The organism is Gordonia abscondita (assembly GCF_032711245.1).
Classification (GTDB): Bacteria; Actinomycetota; Actinomycetes; order Mycobacteriales; family Mycobacteriaceae; genus Gordonia.
Genome location: NZ_CP128986.1, coordinates 3,337,535 through 3,353,460, shown reverse-complemented (window position 1 = coordinate 3,353,460; position 15,926 = coordinate 3,337,535). Strand labels below are relative to the sequence as shown.

Annotated in this window: 14 protein-coding genes; 6 read left to right on the top strand and 8 right to left on the bottom strand. The window is 64.8% G+C overall.

The features are described from left to right. Positions 1-19: 19 nt before the first annotated feature. The gene (locus tag MP11Mi_RS15740) at positions 20-187 is read right to left on the bottom strand and encodes a hypothetical protein (RefSeq protein WP_420039819.1); all 168 of its coding nucleotides are present in this window, start codon (positions 185-187) and stop codon (positions 20-22) included. Between MP11Mi_RS15740 and MP11Mi_RS15735 the strand changes: the two genes are divergently transcribed. After that, entirely contained in the window at positions 186-761 is a 576-nt protein-coding gene (locus MP11Mi_RS15735; RefSeq protein WP_420039818.1) for a TetR/AcrR family transcriptional regulator, read from the top strand. The two genes, MP11Mi_RS15740 and MP11Mi_RS15735, sit on opposite strands and share 2 nt — an antisense overlap. A gap of 27 nt (positions 762-788) precedes the next feature. Here MP11Mi_RS15735 and bluB read toward each other — a convergent pair whose 3' ends face one another. Further along, complete coding sequence (gene bluB / locus MP11Mi_RS15730; RefSeq protein WP_420039817.1) at positions 789-1,448, bottom strand: 5,6-dimethylbenzimidazole synthase; 660 nt, start codon at positions 1,446-1,448, stop codon at positions 789-791. Positions 1,449-1,616: 168 nt separating this feature from the next. On the opposite strand from bluB, the gene MP11Mi_RS15725 reads away from it, so the two are divergent. Then, on the top strand, positions 1,617-4,124 hold the full coding sequence (locus tag MP11Mi_RS15725; protein WP_420039816.1) for an excinuclease ABC subunit UvrA: 2,508 nt from the start codon (positions 1,617-1,619) through the stop codon (positions 4,122-4,124). 130 nt (positions 4,125-4,254) lie between these two features. Here MP11Mi_RS15725 and MP11Mi_RS15720 read toward each other — a convergent pair whose 3' ends face one another. Together MP11Mi_RS15720 and acnA are read right to left on the bottom strand one after the other, a co-directional pair. Next, positions 4,255-4,740: a DUF309 domain-containing protein gene (locus tag MP11Mi_RS15720; protein ID WP_420039815.1), complete on the bottom strand. Its 486-nt coding sequence runs from the start codon at positions 4,738-4,740 to the stop codon at positions 4,255-4,257. Between the two features lie 77 nt (positions 4,741-4,817). Further along, positions 4,818-7,682 carry an aconitate hydratase gene (gene acnA, locus MP11Mi_RS15715; RefSeq protein WP_420039814.1) on the bottom strand — a complete coding sequence of 955 codons (2,865 nt, stop codon included), beginning with the start codon at positions 7,680-7,682 and terminating at the stop codon, positions 4,818-4,820. A 510-nt stretch (positions 7,683-8,192) separates the two neighbouring features. Between acnA and MP11Mi_RS15710 the strand changes: the two genes are divergently transcribed. Continuing rightward, positions 8,193-9,416: an ATP-grasp domain-containing protein gene (locus tag MP11Mi_RS15710; protein WP_420039813.1), complete on the top strand. Its 1,224-nt coding sequence runs from the start codon at positions 8,193-8,195 to the stop codon at positions 9,414-9,416. Positions 9,417-9,484: 68 nt separating this feature from the next. Here the strand turns inward: MP11Mi_RS15710 and MP11Mi_RS15705 are convergent, their stop codons facing one another. From MP11Mi_RS15705 to MP11Mi_RS15695, 3 genes are all read right to left on the bottom strand, one after another. Then, on the bottom strand, positions 9,485-10,837 hold the full coding sequence (locus MP11Mi_RS15705; protein WP_420039812.1) for a chloride channel protein: 1,353 nt from the start codon (positions 10,835-10,837) through the stop codon (positions 9,485-9,487). 144 nt (positions 10,838-10,981) lie between these two features. Continuing rightward, complete coding sequence (locus tag MP11Mi_RS15700) at positions 10,982-11,833, bottom strand: acyl-CoA thioesterase domain-containing protein (protein ID WP_420039811.1); 852 nt, start codon at positions 11,831-11,833, stop codon at positions 10,982-10,984. Between the two features lie 147 nt (positions 11,834-11,980). After that, positions 11,981-12,724, bottom strand: a complete 744-nt coding sequence (locus MP11Mi_RS15695; RefSeq protein WP_420039810.1) for an SDR family oxidoreductase — start codon at positions 12,722-12,724, stop codon at positions 11,981-11,983. A 110-nt stretch (positions 12,725-12,834) separates the two neighbouring features. Between MP11Mi_RS15695 and MP11Mi_RS15690 the strand changes: the two genes are divergently transcribed. The 3 genes from MP11Mi_RS15690 to MP11Mi_RS15680 all read left to right on the top strand — a co-directional run bounded on the left by MP11Mi_RS15690 (position 12,835) and on the right by MP11Mi_RS15680 (position 14,940). Continuing rightward, positions 12,835-13,467: a TetR/AcrR family transcriptional regulator gene (locus MP11Mi_RS15690; protein ID WP_420039809.1), complete on the top strand. Its 633-nt coding sequence runs from the start codon at positions 12,835-12,837 to the stop codon at positions 13,465-13,467. 32 nt (positions 13,468-13,499) lie between these two features. Further along, positions 13,500-14,075 carry a TetR/AcrR family transcriptional regulator gene (locus tag MP11Mi_RS15685; protein WP_420039808.1) on the top strand — a complete coding sequence of 192 codons (576 nt, stop codon included), beginning with the start codon at positions 13,500-13,502 and terminating at the stop codon, positions 14,073-14,075. 76 nt (positions 14,076-14,151) lie between these two features. Then, a complete protein-coding gene (locus tag MP11Mi_RS15680; RefSeq protein WP_420039807.1) occupies positions 14,152-14,940 on the top strand; it encodes an SDR family NAD(P)-dependent oxidoreductase in 789 nt (262 codons plus the stop codon). 74 nt (positions 14,941-15,014) lie between these two features. Here the strand turns inward: MP11Mi_RS15680 and MP11Mi_RS15675 are convergent, their stop codons facing one another. Further along, positions 15,015-15,920 (bottom strand): MBL fold metallo-hydrolase, encoded by a 906-nt coding sequence (locus MP11Mi_RS15675; protein ID WP_420039806.1) that lies wholly within the window; start codon positions 15,918-15,920, stop codon positions 15,015-15,017. Positions 15,921-15,926: the final 6 nt, after the last annotated feature.

Sequence of the window (15,926 nt, the reverse complement as noted above, 5' to 3'; positions counted from 1 at the left end):
AGTCCTCCGATCAGAGATGTCAGTCCAGGAAAACGAGTTCAGTGATGTCGAGCCAGGGGATGTCGAGCCAGGGGATGTCGAGCCAGGGGTTGTGGAAATCAGTGAGGTCAAAATCTGTGATGTCAGTTTCTGACATCAAGCGTAGCAGGCAAAGCGGAGTAGTGCCGTGACCTAAGATCTCCACCATGGCCAGATGGGAGCCCGACGCACCAGGTCGCCTGACGGCGGCCGCTCTCGACCTGTTCGCGGAGCACGGCTACGAACGCACGTCGGTAGCAGACATCGCAGAACGAGCTGGCGTCACCGAACGCACGTTCTTTCGCTACTTCGCCGACAAGCGCGAGGTGCTCTTCGACAGCGCACACCGGCTTGAGGACACCGTGATAGCAGCGATCGCCAGCAGCGATGGCAGCACGCCGCTCGATGTGATGGTCGATGCGTTCGTCTCGACATCGGAACTATTTGACGACCGCGCGGACTTCGCGCGCCGCAGAGCACTGGTAATCGAGTCGCACGCCAGCCTCCGAGAGCGCGAACTCTTGAAGTTGGCGCTGCTCGCGTCGGGTGCCAGGCGCGCGCTGTGTGAACGCGGTGTGGCCGAACCGGAAGCCGCCGTCGCGGCCGAGGTCGCGGTGACGGTGTTCAAAGTGGCGTTCGGCCGCTGGATCGACGACGCTTCGCTACCACTCGCCGACCACGTCCGAGGAGTCACGACGAGTCTCCGGACCGGAATTCAACGTCCGTCGTCGCACCCGCTGTAGGCGAGGGTCACCCGCGCGGGAGGCAGATCAACGGACCGCGTAGCGCGCATGTGGATCGGTCCGCCGCTGCCAGCCGAGCCGCTCGAGTTCAGGCGTCGAGTCGAGCGAGGCCGGGTATCCGACGCATAGATAGGCGACCAGCGTCCAGTCGTCGGGGACGTCGAGCACTGCCGTGACCTCATCCGGCTCGAGGATCGACACCCAGCCGACCCCGACGCCACGCGATCGCGCTGCCAGCCAAAACGTGGCGATCGCTGTCACCACGGAGTATTCGAGAGTCTGTGGCATCGTCCGACGGCCCAGGCCGGAACCCTGGTCCGGCTCGGACTGGCAGCACACCGCAAGGTGGACGGGTGCATCGTCGAGTCCGGACAATTTCAACGTCGCATAGTCGCGGGCGCGGTCGCCGTCGTAGCCTGCCAACGCTGTCGCGTTGCAGCGCGCGAAGCTGGACGCGACTCGCGCACGGCGTTCAGGGGAGCGGACGTCGACCCAGCGCCACGGCTGGCTGTTGCCCACCGACGGAGACAGCTCGGCCGACGCGAGGACCTGGTCGAGGAGGCCGGGTTCGAGTGGATCGGTACGGAACCGACGTACGTCCCTACGCCAGCGCAGGAGGTCGTCGAACGCGGCGACGAACTCCCGATCGAACTGTCCGTCTGCGCTGAACGAAGTTCGATCGACCATGGAACCGAACTTACTCGACCCACGAGGCCGTCGGAGTGCGCGCCCACCGTCGGCGGACTCGGCATTGCCCGATCGCGCACTCTGAGGGGGTCAGGTGATGAGGTTCGATCCAGGCGAACCCGCGCGTCTGCGCGCAGGCACCGTACCGGGCTGTAATGCTGGACCACTGTGGGAAGCAATCGATCACCGTCTGACGAACACAGCGCCCCGACCGTCATCGAGATCCGCGGCGCTCGGGTGCACAACCTGCGCGACGTCGACGTCGACATTCCACTCGCTCGTCTTGTCGGCGTCGCCGGTGTGTCGGGGTCGGGAAAGTCGTCGCTCGCGATGGGCGTCCTGTACGCCGAAGGGTCCCGCCGTTACCTGGAGGCGCTGTCCACGTACACCCGACGTCGGATCGGACAAGCGCCGCGCGCGGACGTGGACGCCGTCTCCCATGTGCCCGCGGCACTCGCCCTCCGGCAGCGGCCGGCATTTCCCGGACCGCGATCGACGTTCGGCACGTCGACCGAACTGGGCAACGTCCTACGTCTGATGTTCTCCCGGCTCGCCTCTCATGTCTGCCCGAACGGGCATCGCCAGGCGCCGACGTTGAACGTCGCGGCTGAGAATCCCATCATCTGCGCGGTCTGCGGGTTGAGCTTCCTGGCGCCGGGGGCGGAAGCGCTCGCGTTCAACTCCGGTGGGGCGTGTCCAGGATGCGAGGGGCTCGGCATGGTGCGGCTCGTCGACGACGCGACCTTGGTACCGGACGCCTCCAAGTCGATCGACGACGGCGCGGTGATTCCGTGGCAGGTGTACGGATTCCGTGTGCAGCCGCAGATCGTCCACGAGATGGGCGTGCGCACCGACGTTCCGTGGCGTGACCTCACCGAGAACGAACGGCAGATCGTGCTCGACGGGCCAGAGGTCAAGAAACACATCGCCGTCACGTCGAAGAAGGGGGTCCACGACCTCGACTTCACATTCCGGAACGCACGTCTGACCGTCACTGAGGAACTCAAGCGCGCAGACACCGAGAAGCGACTCGCCCGCGTCAGCCGGTTCCTGTCCGAGCACACATGCCCGGACTGCGATGGCACCCGCCTGTCGTCGGCGGCCCGTGCGCCTCGGATCGACGATCGGGACCTCGCCGACGTCACTGCGCTACCGCTGCACGACGTGGTCGACTGGGCGAGCGGAGTCTCGGCGACCCTGCCTGCCGAGTTCGGGCCGATGGCCGACGTGCTCGTCTCGACGCTGCTCGGCATGGCGCGACGCCTCGTCGACCTGGGGCTGAGCTATCTGACACTCGATCGCGCGGGCGATTCGCTGTCGACGGGCGAACGCCAGCGCGTCCAGCTTGCGCGCGCGGTCCGTAACGAGACGACCGGTGTCCTATACGTCTTGGACGAGCCGTCCATCGGATTGCATCCGGCGAATCTCGTCGGACTCCGCGGTGTACTCGACGACCTCGTCGCGGGTGGCAACACCGTCGTGATGGTCGACCACGATCCGGCTGTGCTTCGGGCCGCAGATCATCTCGTCGAAATCGGTCCCGGGGCTGGCAGCGACGGCGGACAGGTGATCGCGCAGGGCACTGTCGATGAAGTCAGCGCTGATTCCGCCTCCCGTATCGGCGGGTTCCTCTCCGGAACGGAGAACGTCATCGTCCGTGCGACCTGTTCCGCGGACGAGGTCTTCGACTCAGGCGCGATCGGTGTGCGCACCGCTCCGGTCCATACCGTCGGCAGCCTCGACGTGCGGTTTCCGCGCGGCAGGCTGACTGCAGTGACCGGGGTGTCGGGTTCGGGGAAGACGACGCTCGTGCTCGAGAGTCTCGTTCCTGCGCTCCACGGCGACGCGCCCGCTCATGTGGTCGACGTCGACGCCCCCGGAATCGAACGCGTCGACGTCGTCGACGCGACGCCGATCGGTATCAACGTCCGGTCGACAGTCGGCACATATTCGGGTGCCCTCGACGATCTCCGGCGCGCCTATGCACGTCTGGACTCGGCCCGCCGAGACGGTCTCACCGCGTCGGATTTCTCCTACAACACTGGGTCGCTGCGATGTCCTCGTTGTGAGGGGACGGGCCAAATTTCGCTCGACGTGCAATTCCTGCCAGACGTCGACATCGACTGCACGGAATGCCGCGGGCGACGGTACGCGCCGCGCGCTGACGACTACGGGCGTCGCTCGCCTGCGGACGCGCGCGGGCTGACGCTGCCCGACTTGCTCGCCATGTCGATCGACGACGCCTATCCGCACATCTCGGATCTGCCGTCCGTTCGCAACAAACTGACGGCGTTACGCGACGTCGGACTCGGCTATCTGGCGTTGGGGGAGGCCACACCGGCGCTGTCGGGAGGCGAGGCGCAACGGTTGGAGCTCATGTCCGACCTGGGGCGACGACAGGACGGGACGCTGTTCGTCTTCGATGAGCCGACTGTCGGCCTGCACCCGCTGGACGTTCGCACACTTCTCAGCGTGCTTCAGCGGCTCGTCGATCAAGGGGGATCGGTGGTCGTCATCGAGCACGATCTCGACCTGATCGCGAACGCGGACTACGTGATCGACATGGGTCCGGGCGGTGGTGCCGACGGGGGCCGCGTCGTCGCGACGGGGACGCCCGCACAGATCGCGGCCGACGCGCGGAGCATCACCGGCCGCTTCCTCGCGGACGTCCTGTAGATCGGGCCCACCGACGTGCCTGCCCGCAGCGGTCTCACGCACCGACGATCGGATCGGCGGTTACGGGCTACCGGTGATTGAACGGTAGCTGCGCGCCCGGATTCTGTCACCTGAATTTCTTTGTCCTCGGTCACCGGTGATCTGGCGACCTGCCGAGACGCGGAACCAATTGGTCCGGCGTGGGATCGGTACCTTGCTGGAGTTCGGCGATGAGCATGTCGGCGTATGCGATCAGTCCGGCGGCGTCAATCCCATAGGGCGCCGGACCGTCCTGGTGTCCGATGCGTCTGGCGGCGCGCTCGAGCAACTTCAGCGCGCCTTTCGCGTTGCCTCGCTGCACATGGGTGATCCCCACGGCCAACTGGGCTAACCCTTGCCAGAGCATGCGCTCGTCGGCCGGGCAGCTCTTCCATGCGCCCTCAAGGACTTCGTGTGCGTTGAACGCTAAGCCCCGGTCCAGCAGATCCTGCGCCCAGGACAACGACTCCGCGGGCGGCAGGTCCAGGTCTTCGGGGATGCGTTCGACTCCTACGCTCCCCGGCGGCAGCGGACGACCCAATGCGTCGCGGGGACGCGAATTGCGCGCGCGACCGTCGTCGTCGCGGTCACGGTCCATGTCGCCTAGGGTCACCACGATTCCATCGTCTCATCCCTCGTCACTGAGTCGGCTTCGCGCAGCCGGTCGACGCCGGGTCAGGTGTGAGCCAGTAGTTTCCGCAGCACGTACGGCAGGATCCCATCGTTGAGGTAGTAGGCGGCCTCGGCCGGGGTGTCGATCCGGACGATCGCGGTGAATTCACGGGACCGTCGTTGCTTCTCGACGGTCACCGTAACCTCATCGGTGAGCCCGTCGCCGGATGTCACCGCAGAGATCGAATAGCTCTCGTCACCGTCGAGGTTGAGCGATTGAGCGGACTCACCTTCGCGGAACTGCAATGGCAGAACACCCATGCCGATCAGGTTCGATCGGTGGATACGTTCGAACGACTGCGCGATCACCGCACGCACCCCGAGGAGCCTCGTCCCCTTGGCGGCCCAGTCACGCGAGGAACCCGAACCGTAGTCGCGTCCGGCGATCACTACGAGCGGCACGCCTCGTTCTTGGTATGCCATCGCGGCGTCGTAGATCGTTGTCTGCTCACCGTCGGGCCCCGCTGCACTGTCCGGCCCGCCTTCACTATGTGGCCCGCTTTCATTATTTGGCCACAGCGTGGTGAAACCGCCTTCGACTCCCGGTACGAGTTCGTTGCGCAGCCGTACATTGGCGAATGTTCCGCGGATCATCACTTCGTGGTTGCCGCGACGTGATCCGTACGAGTTGAAGTCCATTCGTTCGACGCCTTTGTCGGTGAGGTAGCGACCGGCCGGACTGTCCCGTCTGATAGCGCCGGCGGGGGAGATGTGGTCGGTCGTGACCGAGTCGCCTAGCTTGGCGAGCACCCGCGCGCCGGTTATGTCGCGAACCGGTTCGGGTTCGCGAGTCATCCCGTCGAAATACGGTGGCCGGCGGATGTAGGTGGACGAGTCGTCCCAGTCGTAGACGGCGCCTTGCGGACCACTCATATTGCGCCAGTTGTCGTCGCCTGCGTAGATGTCCGAGTAGCCGTCGGTGAACATCTGGGCTTCGACGTTCTCGTCGACGACTTGCTTGATCTCCTCGTCCGTCGGCCAGATATCGCGTAGGTAGACCTCTTCGCCGTCGTCGTTGGTGCCCAGCGGCTGGGACAGGAGATCAGTGTGCAAACTGCCGGCGAGCGCATAAGCAATGACCAGGGGCGGCGAGGCCAGGAAGTTCATTTTCACCTCGGGATGGATACGCCCCTCGAAGTTGCGGTTGCCCGACAGTACTGCCGAAACGTTTAGGTCGTTCTCACCGACGGCCGCGCTGACCTCGGTGATGAGCGGACCTGAATTGCCGATGCACGTGGTGCAGCCGTAGCCGACCAGGTTGAAACCGAGCTCATCGAGATACGGAGTCAGTCCGGACCGCTCGAAGTAGTCGGTCACCACGCGGGAACCCGGCGCAAGGGTCGTCTTGACCCACGGACGGGTTCGCAGCCCGCGTTCGACGGCCTTCTTGGCCAACAAGGCAGCGCCGAGCATGACGGCTGGGTTCGACGTGTTGGTGCACGAGGTGATGGCGGCGATGACCACGTCGCCGTGGTCGACGACTGCCTTCGTGCCGTTGATCACGACGTCTGCGGGATCGCTGGGCCAACCCAATCGTGCGTTTGCGGTGAGCTGCTCGTCGGACACCCGACGCGGCGGCGCGTCATCACCGTCCGATGACCCGAGTGCGATCGGGTCGCTCGCCGGAAACGAATCAGCGGACGCGTTGTCGATGCCGTCGGCACCCGAGGAAGGCCGGTTCTGGTCACCGGCGAGCAGTCCCAGTACCGTCCGTGGCGCGTCGCCGAGTGGCACCCGATCCTGGGGGCGGCTCGGACCAGCGATGGACGGTTCGACAGACGAGAGATCGAGATCGACGACGTGCGAGAAGTCGGGCACGTGGTCCGGGTCGTGCCACAGTCCCTGCGCTCTGGCATATGCCTCGACGAGTTGGATCTGTTCGTCGTCGCGGCCGGTGAGGCGCAGGTAGTCGATGGTTTCTGAGTCGATCGGGAACATTGTCGCGGTGGAACCGTATTCGGGACTCATGTTGCCGATGGTCGCGCGGGTGGCCAACGGGACGTTGGCCACCCCCGGACCGAAGAATTCGACGAACTTGCCGACGACACCGAAGCCGCGCAGCATTTCTGCCACGGTGAGGACGAGGTCTGTCGCGGTGGCACCTTCCCGCAGATCGCCGCTGAGTCTGATTCCGACCACCTGCGGGATGAGCATGCTCATCGGCTGTCCGAGCATGGCGGCCTCTGCCTCGATGCCGCCGACTCCCCATCCAAGCACTCCAAGACCGTTCACCATCGGAGTATGTGAGTCGGTGCCGACGAGGGTGTCGGGGTATGCCTGAGTGACACCGTCGCGGTCGCGTGTGAACACGACGCGCGCGAGGTACTCGAGGTTCACTTGGTGGCAGATGCCGGTGTCGGGTGGGACCACTAGGAAGTCGTCGAACGACTGCTGTCCCCATCGCAGTAGCTGATACCGCTCCTTGTTGCGTTCGAACTCCAACTCGGCGTTGATGCTGAAAGCGTCCGGCCGGGCGAACGCGTCGGCGATGACTGAGTGGTCGATAACCAGTTCGGCAGGGATCTGTGGGTTGATCCTCGACGGTTCACCGCCGAGGTCGGTCATGGCATCACGCATCGCTACCAGGTCGACGACGCACGGGACGCCGGTGAAGTCCTGCATGAGCACACGCGCCGGGGTGTACGGAATCTCCGGGTTGAGTTCGGCGTTAGGATCCCAGTCCCGCACGGCCTCGATTTGAGCGCGGGTCACCAGTCGCTCGTCTTCGTTACGAAGGAGGTTCTCGAGGAGAATCTTGAGGCTGTAGGGGAGTCGTGACGATCTGTCGATCCCATCGATTCGGTGGATCTCGTACGACTTCCCTCCCACATCGAGCCGGTCTCGTGTGTTGAAGCTGTTCGCACCCATAGTCTGTCCACCTTCCGCGTTGGACGCGCGGCCTCAACGGGCTGAGAGACCGTGTGGTCGTGTCGACTACTTCCGAGCCTACGTGTCTGATCACGAGCCAGGTTGAGAGTTGGTGGACCGACCTTCCAGGTCCCATCGCCCAGCGCATTCCGAAACGCGTACCCGGCGGGTAACCGCACTGCGCTTCGGGAGTCGGGCGTCGACGCTGTCCGGCCGGCAGCGCGGTGAGCCGAACCGGCGCGGCGCTGTTGGATTCGCCCGGCCGGACACACGGGAGCCGTTCTAGCGTCCGAGGTTCAGGCGTGAGAACATATACGGCAAACCGAACCAGAAGTGCTCGGGAGACTTCCACTCAACCTTGCGGATTCGCGGGCGGCGGTTCGATGCGATTCTTCGCAGACAAGGAGTGCGCCGTCGGTGCATCGACCTTCATACCGAGCACGACCTTCTTATGAACTGGGTGCCGCGACCGACGCGGTGCCGTCGATTGACCGACGAAAGGACCTTCCCATGCCACAGGTGAACGGCGACTCCGCTCCGCCCAGAACCGAAACAGATCCCCGCGTCCTCGTCACGACATCGCGAATGCCGTTCGCGGTGGACGAGATCCACAAGCTGGGCGCGAGCGGCCGCGACGTCGTAGCCGCCGACACGTTCTCCGCGGCACCGGGCAGTCATTCACGCGGCGCTCGACACCACGTAGTCGTGCCTGCCCCGACGCAGCAGACCGAAGAGTTCGTCGGCGCTGTCGAGAAGGTCATCGACGAGCACGAGATCAATTGGCTGCTACCGATGTTCGAGGAAGTCTTCTATCTCGCTGCTCACCGAGAACGGCTGGCCGCAGGTCGCCCGGATCTCGAAATGTTCTTCCCGCCGTTGGAGACGTTGACCCGTGTGCACGACAAGGTCGCGTTCACCGAGTTGTGCCGGGAGTTCGGTCTCCCGGTCGCCGAGTCGATCACCGCGACATCCGAGGCTGAGCTCGCCGAGGCCGTACAACGGTGGGATCACTGGTTCGCCCGAGCCGCGTACGGGCGTGGTGGTCTGGACATACTCACCAACACCGGTCCGCTGGCCGGCGAAGGCGATCTCGCGGACATCCACCCGACGCCCGAGGAGCCGTGGCTGGTCCAGGAGTTCTTGACCGGTGTCAACCGGTGCAGTTGGAGCGTGGTCCATCACGGCGAGGTGGTCCTGCACTCCTGCTACGAGCACCCGTTGGCGATCGATGATCGCGGCGGCATCGTCTTCGAGTCGGTGGATTCACCGGAGTCGTTGGCGACCGCACAACGATTCGCGTCCGAGCTGAACTGGCACGGCCAGATCAGTTTCGACTATCTGGTGACCGACGACGGCGTGCACCACATGGTCGAATGTAATCCGCGTCCGACCGCCGGGTGCACCGTGGCCACCGACGAAGAGTTCGACACCGCACTGTTCAACCCGAGTGGACTGGTCGTGGTCCCGCCGGGCCGCAAGAAGGCGATCCGCGCTGCTGTCTTGCGCGACATCCTGAAGCACCCACGCCACCTGCGCAGGGACCTCTCGGCCTCACATCGTTCCGGTGGTGTGTACGAGCGGCCGGGCGACGCGCTGCCGTTGCTGTACTCGGCGCTGTCGTTGCAGCACGTCCTGCATTACCGCAAAGAGCTCGGCATCGAGCGCAACAAGCGGGAACAGTTAATGGCGGCGCAGTTCTTCGACGTGTCCTGGGACGGCACGCCGATCTCCTGATTCGCACCCGCGGCACGGAGCGCCGGGGCTCGCCGAGTTGGTTCGGTGAGCCCCGGCGCTTCAGTCCGTTACGTGTTCCGTCCGGTGTCGGGTCCGTCGTCTGCCGAGGAGGGAGCGGCAGACGAGTCGATGCCGGAAGCGAGCATCCGTTCGCGCAGCAGGTCGTAGATGGGTGGCGACCCGACGAGTTGCGCCACGAGTACGGCGGCGGCGGTGGCCGCCAGCATCGGCACGGTCACGGTAGTCGTCGCGGTCATCTCCATCACCAGAACGACGCCGGTCACTGGGGCGCGCACCACCGCGCCGAACAACGCAGACATGCCGACGATGGCCATCGCGACCGTGAGCGGCGGCTGCTGCCCGGGCAACACCGCATCGGTGAGTGCGGCGAACAGCATTCCCCACAGCGCGCCGAGAGCGAGCAACGGCGCGAACAGGCCGCCGGGAGTCGCGGCCGCGTACGACAGCGGTCCCGCGATGAACCGGATTAGAAACAGCGCCGCAACCAGCGGCAGCGCCAGGCCGCCGCCGTCGAGGACCTTCTGCGCGACTGTGTCCCCGCCCCCTGCGGTGAGCGGGTCTATCGCCAGCAGCGCGCCGATGATCGCCCCGGCGATTCCAGCTTTGACGACCACGGGGACGTGATCGAAGCGGGCGACGAGGTCGAGCGCTCCGAGAATCATGCGGCTGTACACGCCGCCCATCACACCGGTCACCAAACCGAAGACTATGAACACCGGGAGCAGCACGATCGAGGGCGGGTCGACGGCGCCCACATGAAAGTCGGAGCCGTCGCCGATGACCAGACGCGAGCATGCGACAGCGGCAGCGACGGCGACGAGCGTCGGGATGACGATACGCATGCGCGCCGACTTGGCGACCTCTTCGAGCACGAATAGCGCACCGCCGATGGGGGCGCTGAAAGCGACGGCCAGGCCGGCGCCGCCGACGGAGGTCTGCATCTCCCTGGCATCTCGATCGTCAAGTCCGGCCTGCCGTGCGGCCGCAGCGCCGACCGCTGCACCCATGTGCACGGTCGGACCTTCGCGTCCGAGCACCAGACCTGCACCGATGGCGATCAGTCCGCCGACGAACTTAGCTGGCAGCAGCAGTAGCGGGGGAGGGCTGGCCTCGCCGCGTTGGACGGCCTCGACGTGTTGGATGCCGCTCCCGGACGCCAGCGGCATCGCGCGCACGATCGCCGCTGCGGCGATCGCCCCCGCTGCGGTGACGACTATCGGGATGAGCCAGCCCGGTCCGGGCAGAGTGTTGACCCAGTCCAACATGTCCGCGCGCCATCGGTCGAGGTGGCTCAGACACCACCGGAATCCGCCACCGATGAATCCGATGATCACGCCGGCGATCAGGGCGACGACGCACAGCCTGACCAAGCCGGGGGAGAGGTTTTTGGAGGCTGGCACTCGTTGAAATTACCGCGGATCGGGCGAATGCGAAGTGAACTATCGAGTGATGTCGCGAGTTGCCCGTCACAAGGCGGCCAACGCCTTTCGCGTGCTCGCGCCCTGCTGATTTCAGCTCAGGGATTTCAGCGCGGGGATTCCAGTTCAGGGGGTGGCGTCGAAATCGGGCGAGTAGGCGTGGTTGGTTTCTGTCCACTCGGCAGGACCGCTGGATAAGTTCAGAGTGCCGATCATGTGGGCGACGGCGCCGGCCATGCTGATGCCGAAGCGGCCGTGGGTATCCCACATGGTGGTTGCTCCGGCGGCGATGCCGTTGGCGGACATGTGGTTGTCTGCTTCGATGCCGACGATCGCGCCAACCGGAGGTCGCGCCAATAGGATCGTGACGTCGTGGTTGATGAATCCGATACCGTGATCACTCCAGCTGGTCAACGTGTTGGTGAGTTCACCGACCATGGCTGCCCGCACCAACGGAGTGTTGTCGACGTCGGCGAACAGTCGTGGTTGGTCGAACCACAGGCGTTTCCTGCCGGCATTCTGATGTTCGGTCATGGTGCTGCTCCACCCGTCGGGATGCTCATCGCTGCCCCAGAGGATTCCTGGGGTGGGCAGTACTGCCGCCATGTGTTCAGAGAAGGCCATCGCCTCACTAGTGGGATGCCAGCGAATACCCGCCGGATCCTGCGTGGGTCGGATCGCCACCATGGATGCTCGCGCCACTGTCCGGTCGCCTTGCCGGACAAACAGATCGGCCATGCGGATGCTTCGTCCTTCCCGCACGACCATGGTCTCTGTTTGGATCGGAGCGAACGCCGGTTGCCGGAAGATGTCGAGGGTCAGCTTCGCGGCCTGGTAGCCGGGCGCCCCGCAGTCTGATTCGAGCACGTGGGCAGTCAGCCCCGCTAGCGCCGAGCCGTTGATCGATTCCGGCGACCACTGACTTTGCGAGAACGACAGGGGAAGGAACCCCTCATCGCCGCGTTCGAAGTAGGCCATAACTCTCCTGTACTCGCTCATCCGCAATGGTCGACGCCATCCACAACTAGAACACGTTCTAGTTGTGGATGGCTCAAGCGTGCCAGAGCGCGGCCGCGGACATTAAGAGAATGGCCAGATCGACTGACTCAACTTCGTGCTCTCCAGTCAGGCTGCTCCGCCATTGGTGTAGAGGGTTTGCCCGTTGACCCAGCGGCCGGGGCCGGCGAGGAAGCTGGTGACCTCGGCGATATCGTCAGGTGTGCCGAGTCGTTCCATGGGGTTCAAGGATGCGATGTGCTCGATAGCCTCGTGCGACTTGCCCTCGAAGAACAAGGGGGTGGCAGTGGGACCCGGGGCGACGGCATTCACGGTAATGTCGCGACCGCGCAGTTCGCGGGCGAGGATCAGTGTCATGGCCTCGACCGCACCCTTCGACGCGGCGTAGGCGCCATAGCCCGGCATTTGCAGGCGGGTGACCGAGGTAGAGAAGTTGATGATTGCTCCGCCTGCACGCAGCCGACCCGCGGCGAGTTTGTCGACCACGAATGTCCCACGCACATTCACGCGCTGGATGCGATCAAAGGCCTCGACGTCCATCTCGGCGATCGGCGCCAGCTGCATGATGCCAGCCGTGTTGGCGACGACATCGATACCGCCAAACCGCTTCTCGGCGAGGTCGAACAAGGAGCCCATCGCGGCCTCCTCCGCGATATCCCCGCCTGCGGCAACAGCCTCACCGCCGCGTGAGGTGATCGCTTCGACGACCTTCTCGGCTGCCGCGGCATTGCCGCTGTAATGAGCGACGACGGCCAAGCCGTCGGCAGCAAGGCGCTCTGCGACTGCTCGGCCAATGCCGCCGGAAGCACCCGTAACGATCGCGACACGAGTTTTAGATGTGGAGTCAGGCATGACACCTCCATATATGGACTAGTTGTACTTTTAGTGTAAGGATAAATGAACTATCTGTCCACTAGCCTGATCTGATTGGTAACTCGTTGACTGTCGACCGTGGGAGAAGCATGCAGAAGGACGCCGCGAGTCCGCGTCGAGGCCGTGGCCGTCGACCGGCAGCTGAGGTACGGGCACGGGTACTCGATGCCGCGGGCACCTTGCTGTTCGACCACGGTTTGCGTGCGGTGACGTTCGATCGGGTCGCGGCCGCGTCTGGTTCAAGCAAGACAACGCTGTACAAGTGGTGGCCGAGCCCTGGAGCGCTCGCCGCCGAAGCCTATTTTGCGGCAAGTGAGCACACGCTCGAGTTTCCGGACACCGGCGACGTGTTCACCGACGTTCGTTCCCAGTTGCGGGCATTCGTTCGCCTGTTGACCGAACAGCACGCAGGCCGCATCATTGCCGAGCTGATCGGTGCGGCCCAACTCGATGCCGAACTGGCTACGGCGCTGTCGCAGCGCTACACACGGCCCAGGCGCGAGTTAGCGACCAAAAGGTTCGAAAGCGCCCGCGAGCGTGGCCAGATCAAGTCTGGCGTCGACACCGAACTTCTCGTCGATCAACTCTGGGGCGCCTGCTACAACCGGCTTCTCATGCCCGACGAGCCGCTTACTGTCGAATTCGCCGACGCTCTCGTCCAGAATGTACTGCGTGGTGCCGCAACTGAGGAGTACCGGGGTTTCGGTCGACACAGTTTTTGACTCAGTGTTCAATAACCTTTAGCGTTGACCGCATGGCGCGCCCCCGGGAGTTCGACGACGATGCGGTGATCGACCGTGCGATGGATGTCTTCTGGACACACGGCTATGCGGCGACGTCGCCGGCGATGCTCGCGGAGGCCACTGGTGTCGGAAAGGGGAGTCTGTACAACGCGTTCGGCGGGAAGCGAGAGACCTTCGAGCGATGCCTCGATCGCTACCGCACCCTGACCACTGAGATGGCGGGTGAACTACTTGCCCATCCGGGCACCACGCGCGAATGCCTGTCAGCCGCACTGAGGTACATCGTCGACAACGACCTCGCGCAGGGCAGCCCCCGTGGCTGCCTGATCGGGAACACCGCGGTCGAACTGGCAGGCGTCGACCCGGACATGGCCCGCCGTGTGCGAGCGGCGCAGGACGAGAGCGTCGACCTGCTTGAGTCGCGGATCCTGCGCGGCAAGGCCGAAGGCGACGTCGACGAGGGCATCGACCCACGCATCTTCGCGGAGTATCTGGCCAACACGCTTGCCGGGCTGCGCGTCACGGCGATGACCCACGAAGCAAACACGCTTCATCGCATCATCGACACGGCGGTCGCAGCCCTGTAGTCACAGATGCCCATTGCCAGGATGCGGCACACCCTAATTATTGACCTCTAATTCAAGAAAGTGAAAGGGAACCGGAATGGATCTGAAGTTCAACGGAACTACAGCGATCGTCACCGGCGCGAGTCGCGGTATCGGGCTGGCTGTCGTGCACCGACTCAAGGCCGAGGGAGCAACAGTGGTGGGTGCCGCGCGGACGACCACCCCCGAACTCGCGGGGGTCGCCGACACAGTGGTCGAGGTCGATCTCGCATCCGCGGGCGCCGCGCAGGCCGTCGTCGACGAGGCGGTCTCGAGGCATGGCGGTGTGGACGTACTCGTCAACAACGTGGGTGCCGGTGACGTAGACGCTCTGGCCTTGGGAGGCTTCCTCGACACTGACGACGATCAGTGGCGTCATCTAATGGACATCAACTTGTTCAGTGCGGTCTGGGCGAGTCGAGCGGCCTTGCCGCATTTGGTGAAGAGTCGCGGCTCGATCGTCAACGTCGCGTCGATCAATGGGCGGATTCCGTCGACTGGGCCGGTCGGCTACAGCGAAGCGAAGGCCGCGTTGATCGCATTCGGGAAGCGCCTCAGCGAAGAGTTCGGCCCGCAAGGCGTGCGGGTCAATACGGTGTCGCCCGGTCCTGTCGGTACCGGGTTGTGGCGTGATGCCGACAGCTTCGGATCGCGAGTCGCGGCCGCGAACGGAATGACGCACGCCGACTTTCTGGCGGCGATGCCGTCACTGTTCGGTCTCGCTTCGGATCGAATCGTTGAGCCGGAGGCGGTTGCGGCGCTGGTCTCGTTCGCCGCCTCGCCGGTGTCGGCCGGAATGATCGGCTCGGACCTCGTCATCGACGCTGGTGCAACGAAAACGGTGTGAGTCTGTGCGGCCCGGCAGGTGGGGCTGTGTTGCGCCCGCGGGAGATGGTTTCGAGCAGTTGCCATTTTCAGAGCTCAGGCGTGAGGATCGTGTGTCGGGATGATGCGAACACGGTCGGCGATCGCATGCAGGCGATGCAGTGTGGCGAGCGTGGTCGCTCGATCGGCATCGACGAGACGGCCGGGGAATGCTGCCTTCGGTCGCACACGGTCGATCTGGATGCTGTGCCACGCGGCGTCGCCGGCGAGCAGCGTCGGGCCGTCGGAGGTCCGGAGCAGGATTCCGACGCTGCCGGGAGTGTGTCCGGCCAGGTCGACGAGCACAACCGAACCATCTCCGAAGAGGTCGTGGCTGCGGGCGAACGTCAGCACTGGTGGCCCGTCGAGGCGGTATTGCGTCACCGGTCGGTCGACCAGCGCCGACCGGACGCCGTCGGCTGGTGCGGTGGCACCGCTGGTCATCCAGTCGTGTTCGACATCGCGGACCACGATTGGCAGGCCGGGGAGGTCGAGGAGGCCGCTCACATGATCCCAGTGAAGATGCGTCGGGAGAGCGAACGCGACGTCCGCCGAGTCCAGTTCCGCGAGGCGCATTGCTTCGATGGTGGGGATCGTTGACGGATCGGGCCGCACGAGCGGCCGTAACGCCGGTGAGAGCTCGGAGAGGACCCGCTCGTTCACATTGATGCAGATCGACGGGTCGACCAGGATCGTCGCCTCGGGATGCTTGACGACGAATGAGGCCATGGTGTTTTCGACTCGTCGGGGCGTCGTGACACCTTCAGCGACGATGAATGCCGGAATGGTGCGGGTGGTCTGTTCGAGACGGCGGAGCTTCACGACGACGTCGCCCGGCGGCAGGCCGAAGTCGTCTAAGGAGAACAGGAATTGGCGGTCGAGTTGGTGCGGTCGGAGGTGGCGGAATGGCATCGCCGCGAGGCCAGCCAGACTGCGGACGAGGGTATCGGCGAGGTTGGGCATCGCACC